The organism is Brevundimonas sp., from assembly GCF_046295595.1.
Lineage (GTDB): Bacteria > Pseudomonadota > Alphaproteobacteria > Caulobacterales > Caulobacteraceae > Brevundimonas.
This window is the reverse complement of record NZ_JBKBMX010000003.1, coordinates 1-15,105: the sequence shown is the minus strand read 5'-3', so window position 1 is coordinate 15,105 and position 15,105 is coordinate 1. Positions and strand designations below refer to the sequence as shown.

The following is a 15,105-nucleotide window of genomic DNA, read 5'->3' as shown; positions in this document are numbered from 1 at the left end:
GGGCCGAAACGCTCTGAGGCGGCCGGGCTAGGCCATTTCGATCAGGAATGCGACCCCCGTGGGGCGCCTCCGGCGGGCTGTCAGATGACCACCAGCCGGTCGGCGACCTCGTTCGGATTGCCGGGCCGGGGCGGGAAATGCTGCGCCAGGACCCCGCCGCACAGGCCGATGGCGGCCTCGAACCCGGCCGCCGGATCGTCGCGCTTCAGGCCCTGTGACAACGCCTCGGCGGCGTCGCCCCAGACCGACGGCTCGACCTTGCCGTGGATGCCCTGGTCGGCGACGACCTCGACCTGATGGTCGGACAGGGCGGCGAAGATCAGCACCCCGGTCCGCGCCTCGGTGACGTGCAGGCCGTGGGCGAGGAACTGCTGCAGCGCGGCGTCGCGGACGCGCGAGCGGCGCACGGCCCGTGGCGTGACCCAGCGCGTCACCCCGGGCAGGCGGGTGAGCAGATAGACGATCACGAACACCACCGCCTGGACGATGGCGTAGGCGCCCAGGGCCTGGCCCGTCGACAGGTCGCGCGCCGCGAGGTGAGCCGCCTCCCAGCTGTCGGCCATGCCCGGAATCCACCCCGGCTCGAAGCCGAGCGGGATCAGGCCCAGCGGCAGGACCAGCGCCGCCGCGGCGGCCCAGGCCAGCGACACGTCGTGGTAGGACGACACGCGACGGGCCAGGACGCAGAAGATCTCCCCCGACGTGCGCGCCTCCGCCGCGGCGATGGCGGCGGCGATCCGGTCGTGCGCCCCGGTCGTCAATTTCATCACCATCCGCCGGACGCGCCCCCGCCGCCAAAACTGCCGCCGCCCCCGCCGAACCCGCCGCCGCCGCCGAAGCCCCCACCGCCGCCGCGGCTGCTGCTGCGCAGGGCCTCGCTCGCCGCCCAGATCAGGATCGGCGCCACGCCGGACCCGCGCCGTCGGCGCCCGCCCCGCGACAGGCCGCCGATCATCCCCGCGAACATCAGGAACAGGATGACGCCGATCATGAGCAACGGCCCGACCGGAATCCCGACCTTCGGCGCCGCCGCCTCGGCGGCCCGCGCCTGGGCCTCCGCCGGATCCAGCCGCAACTGGGCGTCGATGGCCTCGACGCCCTGCTCGATGCCGCGCTCAAATTCCCCATCGCGGAACGCCGGCAGTATCTCGTTGTGGATGATCAGGGCCGACAGGGCGTCGGTCAGCACCGGTTCAAGGCCGTAGCCGACCTCGATCCGCACCTTGCGTTCCTCGGGCGCGACGATCAGCAGGACGCCGTTGTCGTCCTCGGCCTGGCCGATGCCCCACGCCCGACCCAGCTGATAGCCATATTCCTCGATCTCCCGGCCCTGCAGGCTCTCGACGGTGACCACCACCAGCTGGTCGGACGTGTCCCGTTCCAGCGCTTCCAGCTTCGCCGTCAGGGCGGTCTCGGTCTCCGGCGACAACAACCGCGCCTCATCGACCACCCGGCCGGTCAGGGCGGGAAAGCCGCTCGTCTGGGCCGCGACCGCGCCGGCGAGGCACAGCCAGCCGGCGAGGGTCAGGGCGACCAGCCGCGCCACCTGCCGCGTCGGGCCTCGGGTCAGGACATCGATCACGGAGCGGGCGGTGTCGCGCCGGGCTGGGTCGGGGCCGCGGTCCCGCCGGGCGTGGCGGGGTTCAGCGCGTCGAAATTGACGGTTGGCGCGCTCTGCGCCGCCTCTGTCGCGGTGAACAGCTGCATCGGCTCGGACCCACCGTGGATCGTCTTGGCCCAGATCACCGTCGGGAAGGTCCGCAGCGACGTATTATAGTCCCGGACCGCCTCGTTGTAGTCCATGCGGGTGATGTTGATTCGGTTCTCCGTACCCTCGAGCTGGGTCTGGAGGACGAGGAAATTCTGGTTTGACTTCACGTCGGGATAGCGCTCGACCACCAGCATCAGCCGCGACAGGGCCTCGCTCAGCTGCCCTTGCGCGGCTTGATAGCGCTGCATGGCCGCGGGGTCGTTCAGGGTCTCCGGCGTCACCGTCACGCCGGTCGCCTGGGCCCGGGCCTGGATGACTTCGGTCAGAATGGCGCGTTCGGAAATCGCCGCGCCCTGCACCGTCGCGACAAGCTGCGGCACCAGATCGGCCCGGCGCTGATAGGCCGACTGCACATCGCCCCACTTGGCCTGGGCGTTCTCCTCCTTGGTCGGAATGGCGTTGATGCCGCAGCCGGTGACGGCCGGGGCCAGGACCACGACGGCGGCGGTCGCGGCCATCCGGGAGTTCAAGCGAATCATCGACGTCTCCTGTCAGGCTGCAGACCTGCGAGGATGACTATCGGAGGTTAGGCTTCGCCGTTCAAGCGTCCAGCGGCTCGGGGTCCACGCCGGCCGCGCGGCAGGCCGCCGTATAGGTGTTGGCCAGCAGGCAGGCGATGGTCATCGGCCCGACCCCGCCCGGCACCGGGGTGATCCGCCCCGCCACCGCCGTCGCCTCGTCAAAGGCCACGTCGCCGACGACCCGGGTCTTGCCCTGCGCCGCCTTCTCCGGATCGCGCGACGGGACCCGGTTGATGCCGACGTCGATCACCGTCGCGCCCGGTCGGATCCAGTCGCCGCGGATCATCTCCGCCCGCCCGACCGCCGCGACCAGAATGTCAGCCGTGCGGCACAGGGCCGGCAGGTCGCGGGTTCGCGAATGGGCGATGGTCACCGTGCAGCTCTCACCCAGCAGCAACTGCGCCATCGGCTTGCCGACGATGTTCGAGCGCCCGACGATCACCGCGTTCAGCCCCGACAGGTCGCCCAGCTCGGCCTTCAGCAGCATCAGACAGCCCAGCGGGGTGCACGGAACCAGCCCCGGCAGGCCCACCGCCAGCCGCCCGGCGTTGACGACGTGGAAGCCGTCGACGTCCTTGTCCGGATCGATCGCTCCCAGCACCGCCGCGGCGTCGATATGGCCGGGCAGGGGCAGTTGTACGAGGATGCCGTGGATGCCGCTGTCGGCGTTCAGCGCCGCGATCAGGTTCAGCAGCGTCTCCTGATCGGTCTCTTGCGGCAGCTTGTGGGTGTCCGAGCGCAGCCCCGCCCGCAGCGTGGTCTCGCCCTTGTTGCGCACATAGATCTGGCTGGCCGGATCCTCGCCGACGATGACCACGGCGAGGCCGGGCTTGATCCGGTGCGCCGCCTCCAGCCGGGCGGCGGCGGCGGCGACGCGCTCCAACAGCCCGGCCGCGAAGGCCTTGCCGTCGATCAGGGTCGCGCGGGCGGGTTCGGCCGTCATGGTTTCGGCTCCGGTGATCAGGAATCGTGCGGTGAGCGCGATTTACAGACCGGGCGGTTCGTCGTCTATGATCGAGGTCGCACCCAGGGGAACTCGCATGCGCCGTCAGATCATTCTCGCCGCCGTCAGCGGCCTCGCGCTCGTCCTCGCCGCCGGCTCCGCCCTGGCCCAGGTCGCCGCGCCGCTCGCCCCGGGCGCCACGGTCGAGGGCGTCATCGAGGAGGGCGACGCGACCGCGTCCGAGGACGCTTACCGGTACGACGACTATGCGATCACCGCCCGGGCCGGTCAGCGGCTGGAGGCGGTGCTGCGCTCGGCCGCGTTCGACGCGTATCTGGAGCTGCTGCCCGAGGACGCCCTCGGCGACGCCGTGGCCACGGACGACGACGGCCTCGGCGAGGGGACGGATTCCCGCCTGCGCTTCACCATCCCGACCGACGGGACCTACATCCTGCGTGCCCGGCCGCTGTCCGAGCTGGAGGGCGGCGCCTACTCCCTCGGCCTGACCGAGCGCCCGCCGGCTCCGCGCGCGCCGCGGCCCACCGGCATCCGCCTCGGCCAGACGATCGAGGGCGACCTGTCCAGCCGCGATCCCGAGACCGACGACGGCCTCCCCTATGACGCCTTCACCTTCCGCGCCCGCCAGGGCGACCGGCTCTCTGTCTCGCTGGACAGCGAGGCCTTCGATCCGGTTGTCCGGATCGGCCGGCCGGAAAGCGGCGCCTTCGTCCAGCTGGCCGAGAACGACGACGGCCCGGGCCAGGGCCTCAATTCGCGCCTGATCTTCACCGCCCCGGAGACCGGTGACTATCTGATCCGCGTGACGCCGGTCGGCGCCGGCGGCGAGGGGGCCTACACCCTGCGCCTGCAGGAGGGGCCGCCCCCGATCGCCGCCCAGCCCATCGCCATTGGCGACACGGTCGACGGGGAACTCACCGCCAGCGACGGCAAGAGCGAAAGCGACACGCCGGCCGACGCCTACCGGTTCGAGGGCCGCGAGGGCCAGCGCATTCGCGTCGACATGACCTCCGGCGACTTCGACACCTATCTGGAGCTGTTTGACGACAACCGCGTCAGCCTCGACGAGGACGACGACGGCGGTCCCGAGGGCACGGACTCGCGTCTGACCCTGACCCTGCCGAGAACCGGCGCCTACATCGTCGAGGCGAGGGCCTTCTCCGAGGGCGTCGGCGACTACAGCCTGTCGATCACCGAGGTCGAGCCGGAACGGGCCCCTGACAGCCTCGCCTTCGGCGCCAGCCTCAAGGGCGAGATCAGCGAGGACGATCCGCGCGACGACGATGACCGCGGCTATGACGCCTTCATCGTCTCCGGCGTCGAGGGGCAGCGGATCCAGGCCATCATGCGCTCGGGCGATTTCGACACCTATGTGCAGATCGGCAAGGCGGACGGCGAGTTCAGCGCCCTGGCCTCCGACGACGACGGCCTGATGGAGGGCACCGACTCGCGCCTCAACTTCACCCTCCCGGAGGACGGTGACTATGTCCTGCGCGTCTCACCCCTCGGGTCGGACGCCAAGGGCCTGTATTCGCTCGAGCTGATCGACCGCGGTCCCCAGCCCCGGCCCGGCAGCATCCTCGTCGGCTCCACCGCGTGGGGAACCCTGACGACGACCGACGCGACCACCGACAGCAACACCCACTACGACGCCTGGCGGGTCGACCTGCGCCAGGACGAGAAGCTGCTGATCACCATGGTCTCGAACGACGTCGACAGCTTCGTCGTCATCGGGCGCGAGAAGGACGACGGCGAGTTCGAGGTGCTGGGCTCCGACGACGACGGCCTGACCGACACCCACGCCAAGCTGGAATGGACCGCGCCCGGGGACGGAACCTACGAAATCCGCGCCGGCGCCTATCAGCAGGGCCAGACCGGGGCCTACGCCCTGACCGTCGAGAAACAACCCTGAGCCTTCCGCTCGCTGCGGCGTTGGGAGGCGTATGGCCCTGACCGACAGCCCCGACCGCAAGGACCAGCACCTCGACGTCATCCTCGCCGGCAAGGCGCGGCACGGGCGCGCCAGCGGCTTCGCCGACATCCATTTCGTGCACGAGGCCCTGCCCGATCTCGACCACGGCAAGATCGACCTCGGGGCCGATTTCCTCGGCCGCCGGCTCAAGGCCCCGCTGCTGATCAGCGCCATGACCGGCGGCCCGGATCGGGCCGAGGCCATCAATGCCCGGCTGGCCGAGGCGGCGCAGCATCTCGGCATCGCCCTCGCCGTCGGCTCGCAGCGGACGGCCCTGGCCGCCGACGGCCCGACGCCGGGGCTCGACATGGCCCTGCGTCTCAAGGCCCCGGACACCCCGATCCTCGCCAATATCGGCGCCGCCCAGCTGACCCGCGGCTTCGGCCTCGACGAGGCCCGGCGCGTGCTCGACATGATCGCCGCCGACGCCCTGATCGTGCATCTGAACCCGCTGCAGGAGGCCTGCCAGCCCGGCGGCGACCGCGACTGGTGGGGGGTCGGCGCGGCGCTGCAGTCGCTGGTCAAGGCGCTGGACGCCCCGGTGGTGGTGAAGGAGACCGGCGCCGGTCTTTCGGCCGCCACGGCCCGGCGGCTGGTCGACATGGGCGTCGCCGCGATCGACGTCGCCGGGGCCGGCGGCTCGAACTGGGCCTCGGTCGAGCGTGAACGGGCCGTCGACCTCGACGACAAGGCCCACGCCGCCGCCTTCTCCGACTGGGGCATCCCCACCGCCCGGGTCATCGCCGAGGCCCGCGCCGGCTGTCCCAGGGCGACCATCATCGGCTCCGGCGGCGTCCGCGACGGCGTCGACGCCGCCAAGGCGATCCGCCTCGGCGCCGACATGGTCGGTCAGGCGGCCGGCGTCCTGACCGCCGCCGCCGTCTCGACCGAGGCCGTCGTCGCCCATTTCCAGACGATGATCCGTCAGATGCGCACCGTCTGTTTCTGCACCGGCTCGCCCAACCTGACCGCCCTGCGCAAGGCGCCGCTTCAGACCTGGGCGGACGGCAGCAGGTCGCCAGCGAACACCCGGTAACGGCCCGCCCGCACCCCGTCCGTCGCCCGCGCGATATCCGGCGCGAAATAGTGGTCCGAGCCATAGGCGGCCGCCGCCTCGCGCACGATGGCGAAGACCTGCTCCAGATCGGCCGAGGTCCGCAGCGGCCGGTGGAACTCGATCCCCTGCGCCGCCGCCAGCAGTTCGATGGCCACGACCGTCGCCGTATTCTCCGCCATGTCCAGCAGCCGCCGCGCTCCATGGGTCGCCATCGACACGTGGTCCTCCTGATTGGCCGAGGTCGGCACGGTGTCGATGCTGCACGGGTGGGCGACCATCCGGTTCTCGGCGACGAGGGCCGCCGCCGTGACCTGGGCGATCATGAAGCCTGAGTTCAGACCGCTCTCCTTGACGAGGAAGGCGGGCAGGTCGCTCATCTTCGGATCGACCAGGATAGAGGTCCGGCGCTCGGAGATATTGCCGATCTCGCCCAGGGCCATGGCGATCATATCCGCCGCGAAAGCAACGGGTTCGGCGTGGAAGTTGCCGCCGGAAATCACGTCGCCATCCTCGATGAAGACCAGCGGATTGTCGGTCACGGCATTGGCCTCGCGCTCCAGCGTCGCGGCGGCGTTGCGCAGCACGTCCAGCACCGCTCCCATCACCTGCGGCTGGCAGCGCAGGGAGTAGGGGTCCTGCACCTTGGAACAGTCCTCGCGGTGGCTGTCGCGGATCGCCGAGCCGGCCATCAGATCGCGCAGCCGGGCAGCGACCGCGATCTGGCCCGGCTGGCCGCGCAGGGCGTGGATGCGGGCGTCGAACGGCGCGTCGGAGCCCTTCAGCGCATCGACCGACAGGGCCCCGGCGGCGACGCCGGCGGCGAAGGCGGCCTCCGCGGCGAACAGGCCGGCGAGGGCGAGGGCGGTCGAGCACTGGGTGCCGTTGAGCAGGGCGAGGCCTTCCTTGGGGCCGAGCACCAGCGGCTTCAGGCCGACGCGGGCGAGGGCGGCCTCGGCCGACAGGGTCTCGCCGTTATGGCGCGCCTCGCCGACGCCGATCAGCACGCAGCTCATATGCGCCAGCGGGGCGAGGTCGCCAGACGCGCCAACCGACCCCTTGGATGGGATGCACGGCAGGACGTCGGCGTTGACCAGCGCGATCAGCGCCTCGAGCGTCCCGCGCCGGATGCCGGACGCCCCTTTCGACAGCGAGGCGATCTTCAGCACCATCAACAGGCGCACGACCTCGTCGGGCAGCAGGGCGCCGACGCCGCAGGCGTGGCTGAGCACCAGATTCTTCTGCAGCGTCTCGAGGTCCTCCGTCGCGATGGAGGTGTTGGCCAGCAGGCCGAAGCCGGTGTTGACGCCATAGACGGTGCGGCCCTCGGCGACGATGGCGGCGACCACGGCCGCGCCGCGCTCGACGGCGGTCCAGGCCTCGGGGGCGAGCGCGACGGCCGTGGGGGCGTCAACCACCGCGCGAAGCTGGCTGAGGGTGAGGGGAGACTGGCCGAGGGTGAGGGTCATCCGCTCCCCTTATCCCCATGCGCCGGGTCAGGAAAACCCGTTGGCGGATTCCGCCGGCTCAGCCGGCCTGTCGCCGCGTCACCCACAGGCCGAACAGGGCCGCGATCGGGAACATCAGCACGCCATAGATAGCGGCCGGCAGCGACATGTCCGGCCGCTCCAGCACGCCCTGGGCGATGACGATGGCGAGGGTGGCGTTGTGGATGCCGACCTCGAAGGCGCTGGCCACCGCCTGGGATTTCTCGATCTTCAGCAGGCGCGGCACGACATAGCCGACCGTCAGGCTCAGGACGCAGAAGGCGACGGCGATCCCGCCCAGTAGCAGGAAGTTGGCCGCGAACAGGTCGAAACTGCTCGCCACCGACCCCACGATAACCAGCACCAGAATGGCCACCGAGGCGATCCGGACGGGCTTGTCCATGGCCGCGGCGAAGCCCGGCTTCAGCGCCCGCACGGTCATCCCCAGCGCCACCGGGACGAGGACGATCAGGAACACCTCCACCGTCTTGGCGAACTGCAGGCCGACGCTGAGATCGCCCGGCTGGAACCAGGCGATGGCCAGATTGGTGAGCACCGGCAGGGTGACCACGGCGATGACCGAGTTGATGGCGGTCAGCGAGATGTTCAGCGCCACATCGCCGCGGAACAGGTGGCTGTACAGGTTGGCGGTCGTGCCGCCGGGCGAGGCCGCCAGCAGCATCATCCCGACCGCGAGGATCGGCGGCAGCCGGAACAACAGCACCAGCCCAAAACAGATCGCCGGCAGCAACAGCAGCTGGCAGGCGAGGGCGACGGCGGCGGCCTTCGGCTGCTTCGCCACGCGGACAAAGTCGGCCGGCGTCAGGTCCAGCCCGAGGCCGAACATGATGATCCCGAGGGCCAGAGGCAGGGCGACGGCGGCGAATTCCATGCGAGGTCCTCAGGTGGGAATTTTCAGACCCCTCTCCCGGCGGGAGAGGATCAAGTCAGGCTTGGCAAGGTCAGGCCGTGTTCGCGGGCGGCCTCTTTGGCGATCTCATACCCCGCATCGGCATGGCGCATCACCCCCGTCGCCGGGTCGTTCCACAGCACCCGTTCCAGCCGCTTCGCCGCCTCCGGCGTGCCGTCGGCGACGATGACCACGCCCGAGTGCTGGCTATAGCCCATGCCGACGCCGCCGCCGTGATGGAGCGACACCCAGCTGGCCCCCGAGGCGGTATTCAGCAGGGCGTTCAGCAGCGGCCAGTCCGACACCGCGTCCGACCCGTCAATCATTGATTCCGTCTCGCGGTTCGGACTGGCGACCGAGCCGGAGTCGAGGTGGTCGCGGCCGATGACGATCGGACCGCTCAGCTCGCCCGAGGCCACCATGTCGTTGAACATCAGCCCGGCCCGGTGGCGGTCGCCGAGACCGATCCAGCAGATCCGCGCCGGCAGGCCCTGGAAGGCGATCCGCTCGCGGGCCATGTCGAGCCAGCGATGCAGGCCGGCGTTGTCCGGGAACAGGGTCTTCATCGCCGCGTCGGTCTTGCGGATGTCGTCCGGGTCGCCGGTCAGCGCGGCCCAGCGGAACGGCCCGACGCCGCGGCAGAACAGCGGGCGGATATAGGCCGGAACGAAGCCGGGGAAGTCGAAGGCGTTGGCCACGCCGGCGTCGAAGGCGACCTGCCGGATATTGTTGCCATAGTCGGTCGTCGGCACGCCGGCCGACTGGAAATCGAGCATGGCCTGGACGTGGACGGCGCACGACTGGCGCGCCGCGGCCTCGACCGCGGCCGGGTCGGAGACGCGCCCGTCCTCCCACTCCGCGACGGTCCAGCCCTGCGGCAGATAGCCGTTGATCAGGTCGTGGGCGCTGGTCTGGTCGGTGACCAGATCGGGCCGCACGCCGCGTTTGACTAGCTCAGGCAGAACATCCGCCGCATTGCCCAACAGCCCGACCGATATGGCTTTTCCGTCCGCCTTCGCCTGCTCAAGCACGGCCAGCGCCTCGTCCAGCGTCTCGGCCATCACATCAAGATAGCGGGTCTTCAGCCGCATCTCGATCCGGCTGCGCTGGCACTCCACTGCCAGGCAGGACGCTCCGGCCATGGTCGCCGCCAGCGGCTGGGCCCCGCCCATGCCGCCGAGGCCGGCGGTCAGGATCCAGCGGCCCGACCAGTCGCCGCCATAGTGCTGGCGCCCGGCCTCCATGAAGGTCTCATAGGTGCCCTGAACGATGCCCTGGGTGCCGATGTAGATCCACGAGCCGGCCGTCATCTGGCCGTACATCATCAGCCCCTTGCGATCGAGCTCGTTGAAATGCTCCCAGGTCGCCCATTTCGGCACGAGGTTGGAGTTGGCGATCAGCACGCGCGGGGCGTCCTCGTGGGTGCGGAACAGGCCGACCGGCTTGCCCGACTGCACCAGCAGGGTCTGGTCGGCTTCCAGATTGCGCAGCTCGGCGACGATGCGGTCGAACGAGGGCCAGTCGCGCGCCGCCTTGCCGATGCCGCCATAGACCACGAGGTCCTCGGGCCGCTCGGCGACCTCGGGATCGAGGTTGTTCATCAGCATCCGCAGCGCCGCCTCGGCGGCCCAGGTCTTCGCCGTCATCTCCAGGCCGCGCGGGCTGCGGATGACGCGGGTGTTCGGGGTGGTTTGAGTCGACATGAGGCCATCTAAGCCCTTCTCCCCTCGGGGGAGAAGGTGGCTCGCGGAGCGAGCCGGATGAGGGGGCTGGAGGCCTTGTGCTCGCTGTCTGACGGGTTGGCCGCGGAACGAGCCCCCTCATCCGGCCCTCCGGGCCACCTTCTCCCCCGGGTGGAGAAGGGTCTATTGAGGGTCATGACCGAATCCGAAGCCCTCTCGTGGCGCTCTGTCGCCGACCTGATCGGCGACCAGCCCGATGCCCCGGTCGCCCTGATCGGCGCCGGGCTCAACGAACGATCCCTGACGCCCGGCCGCTGCGACCTTGGGCCAAAGGCCTTCCGCGCCGTGCTGCCGCGCTTCTCGACCTATGACGTCGAGACCGGAGGCGAACTCCACACCCGGGTCCACGACGCCGGGGACGTCCCGCTCAAGGCCGTCTCCCCCGCCGACGCCTTCGTCCCGCTGCGGGAAGCCGTGGCCGCCCAGACCGCCAGCGCCCTGACCGTACTGATCGGCGGCAACAACGCCATCACCCGGCCCGGCGTGCACGGACTCGGCCTCGACCGCGTCGGCGTCCTGACCCTCGACGCCCATTTCGACCTGCGCGACACCGACCAGGGCCTGACCAATGGCAATCCGATACAGGCGCTGCTGGAAGACGGTCTCGACGGCCGCCGCATCAGCCAGGTCGGCCTCGCCCCCTTCGCCAACACCCGCCGCGCCCACGACAAGGCCAAGGCGGCGGGCATCTCCGTCCGCACCGCTCGCGACTGCCGCGAACAGGGCCTCGCCGCCGTCGTCGCCGCCGAGCTGGAGCGCCTCTCCGCCCTCGTCGACGTCATCTACGTCGACTTCGATATCGACGTCATCGACCGCGGCCAGTGGCCGGCCTCGCCCGGCGCCCGGCCCGGCGGCGTCTCCGCGCAAGACTTCTTCGACGCCGCGCGCGTCATCGGCGCCCACCCCAAGGTCGAGGCCGTCGACCTGACCGAATACGACCCCTCGCTGGAAATCGGCGACCTCGGCGCCCTGACCGCCGGCCGCTGGTTCTGCGAGCTGCTGGCCGGGTTTGAGACGCGATGATCCGCGCCGACCACCGGATCACCGACTGCCGCCTGGCGACCATGGTCGAGGGCGGCGAGCCCTACGGCGCCCTCGACGACGGCGCCCTCCTGATCACCGACGGCCGCATCGTCTTCGCCGGCCCGCGCGCCGACCTGCCGCCGCACGAGGCCGCGGCCACCGAACGCCTCGACGGCCGCTGGGTCACCCCCGGCCTGATCGATTGCCACACCCATCTGGTTTTCGGCGGCGACCGCTCCGGCGAGTTCGAACAGCGGCTCCAGGGCGCCACCTATGAGCAGATCGCTCGCGCCGGCGGCGGCATCGTCTCCAGCGTCGCCGCCACCCGCGCCGCCTCCGAAGATCAGCTCTACGCCAGCGCCCTGACCCGCCTCGCCGGCCTCACCGCCACCGGCGTGACCACGCTCGAGATCAAGTCCGGCTACGGCCTCGACCGCGACAGCGAGCTGAGGATGCTGCGCGTCGCCCGCCGCATCGGTCGCGAGGCCGGCGTGCGCGTCCGCACCAGCTACCTCGGCCTCCACGCCGTCCCGCCCGAGCACCGCGCCGACCGCGCCCGCTATGTGGACAAGGCTGTGGACGACATCCTCCCCGCGGCCCACGCCGAGGGTCTGGTCGACGCCGTCGACGCCTATTGCGAGCCCATCGCCTTCTCCACCGAAGAGGTCGGCCGGCTGTTCGACCGGGCCCGCGCCCTCGGCCTGCCGGTCAAGCTGCACGCCGACCAGCTGTCCGACGGCGGCGGCGCGGAACTGGCCGCCCGCAACAACGCCCTGTCCGCCGACCACATCGAGCATGCGACCGAGGCCGGCGTCCGCGCCATGGCCGCCGCCGGCGTCGTCGCCGTCCTGCTGCCCGGGGCCTATCTGATGCTGCGCGAGACCACGCCGCCGCCGGTCGAGCTGCTGCGCCGCCACGGCGTGGCTATTGCCGTGGCCACCGACTGCAACCCCGGCACGTCGCCGCTGGCCTCGATGACGGCGGCGCTCAACCTCGCCTGCGTCCAGTTCCGCCTGACCCCCGAAGAGGCGCTGGCCGGGGCCACCCGCGTCGCGGCCAAAGCCCTCGACCTGTCCGCCGAGGCCGGAACCCTCGAGCCCGGCAAGGCCGCCGACCTCGCTGTCTGGGACATCGAACGCCCGGCCGAGCTCTGCTACTGGCTGGGCAAGCCGCTGCTGCATCGCCGCTACGTCGCCGGCGTCGCGCGCGGGTAATCGTCCGGTAAGGCGAATCCCTCCACTCTCCCCGCATGCGCCCGTCCCGCGACCGCATCGAGGACCTGATGTTCGCTGCCCTGGTGGTGGTGACCCTGCTGCTCGCCGTCGCCACCGTGCTGATGATCCAGGACGCCTTCGCCTAGGGTTGCCAGACCGTCTTGGCCGCCAGATCCGGCCGCGGCCGCTCCAGCGGCGCCTCCCCCAGCGTCCCGATGTGGATGAACCCGGCCACCCGCTCGCCCGCGCCGACCCCCAGCAGCGCCAGCGCCTCCGGATCATAGCTGTACCAGTCGGTGATCCAGCTCGCCGAATAGCCCAGCGCGTCGGCGGCGTGTTCGAGGTTCATGCACACCGCCCCGGCCGACAGCTCCTGCTCCCACACCGCCACCTTGTGCCCCTCGACCGGCGTCGAGACGACGAGGATGGTCAGCGGCGGCGCGGTCAGCTTGGACAGCACCTTGCGCGCCTTGCCGGCATCGGCCTGCCGTTCGGCCAGCGGCAGCAGGGCCTCGGCCAGCGCCGCCCGGCTCTGCGGCCCCATGACCACGAACCGCCACGGAAACAGCTTGCCGTGGTCCGGCGTCCGCGCCCCCAGCCGCAGGATCTGTTCGATCTCGTCCGGCGAGGGCCCGGACCCGCCCAGCGCCTGGGCCGGGGCCGACCGCCGCCGCGCCAGACGCGCCTGCTGCTCGATCGAAGGGACGGGGAGGGGGAGGGCCTGGCCCAGATCGGCGTCGGACATGATCCCTAGCTAGGCCTCCGCGCCGCCCCGCGCCATATGCGGGCCCCGTCATCGTCGGCGTCATGGCCGGATGCCCGACCGCCGGGCGGTGGCGACCGCGTGGCCGGCCCACCATATGGCGCGGGAGGGCGACCCGCCGTCCGAACTGGCGAAGGCCATGCCGGCGGGCCTATGGTGTCGCCGAAGGAGTCCCGGATGCCCCAGCTCGAAGTCGTCGCCGCCCACCCCGACACCTGGGGTCAGCTGCGCCTTGCCGCCCAGGAGACCGCCCGGTCGGAGCCGCTGCTGGCGTCGCAGATCAACGCCGTGGTCCTGTCGCACGGCGACATGGCCGCCGCCCTCAGCTACCAGATCGCCCGCAAGCTGGCCGACGCCGAACTGCCGGCCATGTCGGTGCGCGAGGTCTGCCTCGAGGCCTACGCCGCCGACCCGGCCATGGTCGCCGCCGCCGAGGCCGACCTGCGCGCCGTGGCCGAGCGCGACCCGGCGATCAAGACGCTGCTGCAGCCCTTCCTCTACTTCAAGGGCTTCCAGGCGCTGCAGGGCCACCGCGTCGCCCACTGGCTGTGGACCCAGGGTCGCGACGCCCTGGCCTTCCATTTTCAGAGCCGCATGTCCGAACTGTTCCAGGTCGATATCCATCCGGCGGCGCGCCTCGGCGCCGGCCTGTTCCTCGACCACGGCACCGGCATCGTCATCGGCGAGACGGCGGTGGTCGGCGACGAGGTGTCTATGCTGCACAACGTGACCCTCGGAGGCACCGGGGCGGAGCGCGGCGACCGTCACCCCAAGATCGGCAAGGGCGTGCTGCTGGGCGCCGGAGCCAAGGTGTTGGGCAACATCACCGTCGGCGACTACGCCAAGGTCGCCTCGGGCTCGGTGGTGCTGAAGGCCGTGCCCGCCGGCTGCACCGTCGCCGGCGTCCCGGCGCGCCTGGTCAACTGCCCCGCCGGCGAGGCGCCGGCCCGGACCATGGACCACACCCTCGCCGACATCGTCTACGACTTCGTCATCTGATCTCCTCCCCACGCAGTGGGGAGGTGGATCGGCGGCGAAGCCGACGAGACGGAGGGGCTCCGTCCGCCGCACGGTCGAACGCCCCACCAGCCCCTCCACCGCTTCGCGGTCCCTCTCCCCATTGCATGGGGAGGAAAACGCCTTCCCCTGTCGCGCCCCTTTCTCTACGGTCCGCCGCTTGTTTCCAGACCCCGAGGCCGACCATGAACACCGCCGACATGAAGCGCGTCGAGACGCACCTGAAGCGCACCTTCAACACGGGCGGCATCATCCTGAAGCCGCGCGGCAAGCCCAATGACTCCTGCGAGGTCTATGTCGGCGACGAATTCATCGGGGTCGTCTTCGAGGACGAGGACGAGGCCGGCAGCTTCATGTTCGAAATGGCCATCCTCGCGGAAGACCTGCCGCAGGACTGACCGTCTGGGCGAACGACGCGCATGAAAAAGCGCCGGAGGAGCGATCCTCCGGCGCTTCGTCGTTTCAGGCCCTGATTGGGGCCGCGATCAGTTGGTCTTGCCGAAGATCGCGTCGAGCAGTCCGGTCAGGAAGCCCTTCTTCTCGGCCGGCTTGGCGGCGGCCTTCGGGGCGGCGGCCGGAGCCGGAGCCGGGGCGGGCGCCGGAGCAGCGGCCGCGGGCTTCGGCGCCGCGGCGGCGGGTTTCGGAGCGGGCGCCGGGGCGGCCTTCGCAG

At 71.1% G+C, this 15,105-nt stretch carries 15 protein-coding genes; 6 read left to right on the top strand and 9 right to left on the bottom strand.

All coding sequences use genetic code 11. The features are described from left to right. Positions 1-80: 80 nt before the first annotated feature. From ACK4JY_RS02500 to folD, 4 genes are all read right to left on the bottom strand, one after another. Positions 81-767 carry a TPM domain-containing protein gene (locus tag ACK4JY_RS02500; protein ID WP_409602631.1) on the bottom strand — a complete coding sequence of 229 codons (687 nt, stop codon included), beginning with the start codon at positions 765-767 and terminating at the stop codon, positions 81-83. Beyond that, a complete protein-coding gene (locus tag ACK4JY_RS02495; protein ID WP_409602630.1) occupies positions 767-1,582 on the bottom strand; it encodes a TPM domain-containing protein in 816 nt (271 codons plus the stop codon). Before ACK4JY_RS02495 ends, ACK4JY_RS02500 begins: the two co-directional genes overlap by 1 nt. Continuing rightward, positions 1,579-2,250, bottom strand: coding sequence for a LemA family protein (locus ACK4JY_RS02490; protein WP_409602629.1), 672 nt, complete (start codon positions 2,248-2,250; stop codon positions 1,579-1,581). Before ACK4JY_RS02490 ends, ACK4JY_RS02495 begins: the two co-directional genes overlap by 4 nt. 61 nt (positions 2,251-2,311) lie before the next feature. Then, positions 2,312-3,235, bottom strand: coding sequence for a bifunctional methylenetetrahydrofolate dehydrogenase/methenyltetrahydrofolate cyclohydrolase FolD (gene folD / locus ACK4JY_RS02485; protein ID WP_409602628.1), 924 nt, complete (start codon positions 3,233-3,235; stop codon positions 2,312-2,314). A 97-nt stretch (positions 3,236-3,332) separates the two neighbouring features. On the opposite strand from folD, the gene ACK4JY_RS02480 reads away from it, so the two are divergent. Both ACK4JY_RS02480 and fni read left to right on the top strand, forming a co-directional pair. After that, complete coding sequence (locus tag ACK4JY_RS02480; protein ID WP_409602627.1) at positions 3,333-5,165, top strand: PPC domain-containing protein; 1,833 nt, start codon at positions 3,333-3,335, stop codon at positions 5,163-5,165. Between the two features lie 31 nt (positions 5,166-5,196). Further along, positions 5,197-6,261 (top strand): type 2 isopentenyl-diphosphate Delta-isomerase, encoded by a 1,065-nt coding sequence (gene fni, locus ACK4JY_RS02475; protein WP_409602626.1) that lies wholly within the window; start codon positions 5,197-5,199, stop codon positions 6,259-6,261. Here fni and hutH read toward each other — a convergent pair. Genes hutH through hutU form a run of 3 tightly spaced genes read right to left on the bottom strand, consistent with a single transcriptional unit; the run spans position 6,216 to position 10,379 of the window. Then, a complete protein-coding gene (hutH, locus tag ACK4JY_RS02470; protein WP_409602625.1) occupies positions 6,216-7,748 on the bottom strand; it encodes a histidine ammonia-lyase in 1,533 nt (510 codons plus the stop codon). The two genes, fni and hutH, sit on opposite strands and share 46 nt — an antisense overlap. Positions 7,749-7,806: 58 nt before the next feature. Beyond that, positions 7,807-8,658 carry a bile acid:sodium symporter family protein gene (locus ACK4JY_RS02465; RefSeq protein WP_409602624.1) on the bottom strand — a complete coding sequence of 284 codons (852 nt, stop codon included), beginning with the start codon at positions 8,656-8,658 and terminating at the stop codon, positions 7,807-7,809. A 50-nt stretch (positions 8,659-8,708) separates the two neighbouring features. Further along, positions 8,709-10,379: a urocanate hydratase gene (gene hutU / locus ACK4JY_RS02460; protein ID WP_409602623.1), complete on the bottom strand. Its 1,671-nt coding sequence runs from the start codon at positions 10,377-10,379 to the stop codon at positions 8,709-8,711. 174 nt (positions 10,380-10,553) lie between these two features. On the opposite strand from hutU, the gene ACK4JY_RS02455 reads away from it, so the two are divergent. Continuing rightward, positions 10,554-11,441 (top strand): agmatinase family protein, encoded by an 888-nt coding sequence (locus tag ACK4JY_RS02455; protein WP_409602622.1) that lies wholly within the window; start codon positions 10,554-10,556, stop codon positions 11,439-11,441. After that, positions 11,441-12,655, top strand: coding sequence for an imidazolonepropionase (gene hutI / locus ACK4JY_RS02450; protein WP_409602887.1), 1,215 nt, complete (start codon positions 11,441-11,443; stop codon positions 12,653-12,655). The genes ACK4JY_RS02455 and hutI overlap by 1 nt, the downstream gene beginning before the upstream one ends. 142 nt (positions 12,656-12,797) lie before the next feature. On the opposite strand, the gene ACK4JY_RS02445 is transcribed toward hutI, so the two are convergent. Then, complete coding sequence (locus ACK4JY_RS02445; protein ID WP_409602621.1) at positions 12,798-13,400, bottom strand: nitroreductase; 603 nt, start codon at positions 13,398-13,400, stop codon at positions 12,798-12,800. 195 nt (positions 13,401-13,595) lie between these two features. On the opposite strand from ACK4JY_RS02445, the gene cysE reads away from it, so the two are divergent. Together cysE and ACK4JY_RS02435 are read left to right on the top strand one after the other, a co-directional pair. Then, positions 13,596-14,417, top strand: a complete 822-nt coding sequence (gene cysE, locus ACK4JY_RS02440; protein ID WP_409602620.1) for a serine O-acetyltransferase — start codon at positions 13,596-13,598, stop codon at positions 14,415-14,417. 203 nt (positions 14,418-14,620) lie between these two features. Further along, positions 14,621-14,833: a DUF3126 family protein gene (locus ACK4JY_RS02435; protein ID WP_055832479.1), complete on the top strand. Its 213-nt coding sequence runs from the start codon at positions 14,621-14,623 to the stop codon at positions 14,831-14,833. A gap of 87 nt (positions 14,834-14,920) precedes the next feature. On the opposite strand, the gene ACK4JY_RS02430 is transcribed toward ACK4JY_RS02435, so the two are convergent. Next, the coding region (locus ACK4JY_RS02430) for a hypothetical protein (RefSeq protein ID WP_409602619.1) at positions 14,921-15,105 on the bottom strand (185 nt) is incomplete at its 5' end.